3 protein-coding genes are annotated in these 2041 nt (G+C 68.3%); all 3 read left to right on the top strand.

Going from position 1 to position 2041, the window contains the following annotated elements:
* Positions 1-765 (top strand): photosynthetic reaction center subunit H (puhA, locus tag QZ607_RS25760; protein WP_295889141.1); only part of this gene is annotated, 765 nt, incomplete at its 5' end.
* Entirely contained in the window at positions 762-1451 is a 690-nt protein-coding gene (puhB, locus tag QZ607_RS25755; RefSeq protein ID WP_295889138.1) for a photosynthetic complex putative assembly protein PuhB, read from the top strand. The genes puhA and puhB, both read left to right, overlap by 4 nt.
* A 16-nt stretch (positions 1452-1467) precedes the next feature.
* Positions 1468-1929: a photosynthetic complex assembly protein PuhC gene (puhC, locus tag QZ607_RS25750; RefSeq protein ID WP_295889133.1), complete on the top strand. Its 462-nt coding sequence runs from the start codon at positions 1468-1470 to the stop codon at positions 1927-1929.
* The last annotated feature ends 112 nt before the right edge of the window (positions 1930-2041 follow it).

Below are 2041 nucleotides of genomic sequence, written 5' to 3'. Positions count from 1 at the left end.
GGTGCCATTACCAATTACATCGATGTCGCACAGCTCGTGCTGTACGTCTTCTGGTTCTTCTTCTTCGCGCTGATCTTCTATATCCGCACCGAGGACAAGCGGGAAGGCTACCCGGTGCAGTCTCAGCGCATGGGCGGCAAGATGAAGATGATGGAAGGCTTCCCGCCGCTGCCCAAGCCCAAGACCTTCAAGATGCCGCACACCGGCACCATCGTGCAGAAGCCGAGCCCGGACCGCGCGCAGCCGAGGCTGAACGCCGTTCCCATCGCCGACTTCCCCGGCGCCGCGCTGACCCCCACCGGCAACCCGATGCTCGCCGGCGTCGGCCCAGGCTCCTATGCCGTCCGTGCCGAAGAGCCCGATCTGACTGAGACCGGTGAGCCGCGCGTGCGGCCCATGCGCGTCGCCAAGCACTTCAGCGTCGCCAAGGGCGACCCGGACCCGCGCGGCTGGCCCGTGCTCGGCTGCGACGGCGCCCAGGGCGGTGTCTGCAAGGAGATCTGGGTGGACACGGCCGAGCCCTGCGTGCGCTACTTCGAGATCGACGCCGGCGGCAAGCGGGTGCTCGCACCGACGCCGCTCTGCAACGTCCGCACCAAGAAGGGCGTCATCGAGGTGGACAGCATCACCGGCGCGCAATTCAAGGATGCGCCGACGCTCAAGAGCTACGACCAGATCACCCTCGCGGAGGAGGACAAGGTGGTCGCCTACCTCGGTGCCGGTAAGCTGTACGCCACGCCGGACCGGGTGGAGCCCTATCTGTGAGTGAGTTCGACTTCGAGCCGGTCCCCGGCTTGCCGGAGAATCTCCCGGAAGGAGAGCAGCTCCGGTGGCAGGGCGCGCCCCAGTGGGGCGCGCTCGCCGTGCGGGCGTTCCACGCCCGCACGGTGGCCATCTATTTCGGGGTGCTCATCGTCTTCCGCGTCGGCTATGTGATTGCGGCCGGCGAGCCCCTGAAGGTGGCGCTGCTCTCCGGGCTGTGGCTGCTCCTGCTCTGTGGCATGGCCGTCGGCATCCTGGCGCTCATGGCCTGGGCCTTTGCGCGCTCCACCATCTACAGCATCACGGACCGGCGCCTGGTGATCCGCTTCGGCGTGGCCCTGCCCATGGCCGTGAACATCCCGTTCAAGGCCATCGAGAGCGCCGGGCTCAGGCGCTACAAGGACGGAGTCGGCGACATTCCCATGGCGCTCGGCGATGGGCACAGCGTCAACTTCCTGATCCTCTGGCCCAACGTGCGTCCGTGGCGCTTCTTCGACGCCCAGCCCATGCTGCGCTGTGTGCCGGAGGTGGACCGGGTCGCGGAGATCCTCGCCGACGCCCTGCGCCAATGCACCGCGACCGAGTCCAGCGCGACGGAGCAGGACACCGCGGGCAACGACGCCGGGCAGTCGCGTACCGACGCCGGCGACTCACCGCAGCTCGGCACCGCGCCGGCGACGGGCCGATGACGGAGGTGTGCGCGCAGTGAGCGACCCGTTCGAGGGGCGACCCTTTCCGCGCGGCGTGCTCATCGGCGCGGCGTTGTTGATCGGCTTCGTGATCCTGGCCGCGGCGATGGTGCAGATCACCGGTGTGGGCGGCACCCAGACACCGCTGCCGCCGGTGGTGGAGAGCCGTGAGCTGGTGTTCCAGGACGATGGTGCCGGCACCACGACGGTGCGCATCGCCGGAGACGACGGCAAGCTGCTGGCGGAGCTCGAGTCCGGCGTGGACGGCTTCGTGCTGGGCGTCATGCGCGGCATGGTGCGGGAGCGGGAGGCGTATGACGTGCCGTTGGATGCGCCCTATGTGATTTCGCTGCGCACCGGCGGCATCCTGCTGTTCGAAGACCCGCAAACCGGTCGGCAAATCGACCTGCGCGCCTTCGGACCCACCAACACCGCCGCCTTCGCGCGCCTGCTGCGCACCGAGCCGGTAACCCAGTGATCGCCCGCCGCGGTCATTGCACCACCCCGTGTCTGATGCCATGCCCGGCGCTGGCTCGGCGCGTGTCGAAAGCAACAACAATCGCATCCGGAGTGAAGGGTCTATGACCGAG

This window comes from uncultured Thiohalocapsa sp. (assembly GCF_913063425.1).
Lineage (GTDB): Bacteria > Pseudomonadota > Gammaproteobacteria > Chromatiales > Chromatiaceae > Thiohalocapsa.
This window is presented reverse-complemented; position numbering and strand designations above follow the sequence as displayed.